The sequence below is a fragment of the Pseudomonas sp. K5002 genome, from assembly GCF_013386655.1.
Lineage (GTDB): Bacteria > Pseudomonadota > Gammaproteobacteria > Pseudomonadales > Pseudomonadaceae > Aquipseudomonas.
Genome location: NZ_JACARK010001576.1, coordinates 1 through 735 on the forward strand (window position 1 = coordinate 1; position 735 = coordinate 735).

The 735-nt window shown below is 63.9% G+C and carries 1 protein-coding gene and 1 pseudogene; both read left to right on the top strand.

The features are described from left to right. Positions 1-582: ABC transporter substrate-binding protein (locus tag HX846_RS38040; RefSeq protein WP_256740511.1), on the top strand; the 582-nt coding region annotated here is incomplete at its 5' end. Next, positions 579-704: pseudogene (locus tag HX846_RS40165) on the top strand (ABC transporter permease); the annotation flags it as partial. The gene HX846_RS38040 and the pseudogene HX846_RS40165, both read left to right, overlap by 4 nt. Positions 705-735 lie beyond the last annotated feature (31 nt).

Below are 735 nucleotides of genomic sequence, written 5' to 3' on the forward strand. Positions count from 1 at the left end.
GCCCGGGCTGCGCAGTTACTCGACCAGTCCGGCTGGACCCAGCGCGACAGCGAGGGCTACCGCACCAAGGACGGCAAGCGCCTGCAAGTCCATGTGGTGATGGGCAACCGCACGCCACCGTCGGAATACACCTTGTGGGAACAGGTGCAGGCCACCACCCGGCAGGTCGGCTTCGAGCTGATCGTCGACCAGATGAGTGACGTGCAGGCCACCAAACGCCAGGCCGACTGGGACTACGACATTCGCCTCGGCTACTGGAACACCAACACCGCCGACGTGCTGCGGATCATCTTCGGCAGTGAGTTCATCAGCCCGGCGGGTGTCGGTGGTTACCACCAGAACACCGCAGGCTTCAGTGACCCGGCGTTCGACACGCTGATCCGGCAAGCCCTCACCACCCAGGACAGCGAGCAGCGCCGGGCGCTGTATTACCAGGCGCAGAAAATCGCTTCCAGCCAGTACCTGCAATTGACCACCTACCCGCAAAGCACGCGGCTGGGTATCTACAAGACCACCCAGGGCGTGCGGCTGGAGCCGTCGCTGGCGGTGACTTATCTCTATGACGCATGGGTGAACAAATGAGCGACACATCACTTGCCAACCCACGGCGCGAGCGCCTGGCCCGGCTCGGCAAACGTGCGCTGTGGCGCCTTGCCGGCGGCGTGCTGGTGCTCTTGGCTGTGGCAACGCTGACGTTCTTTGACTAGCGACTGAAGCCCGGCGATCCTGTGCAGG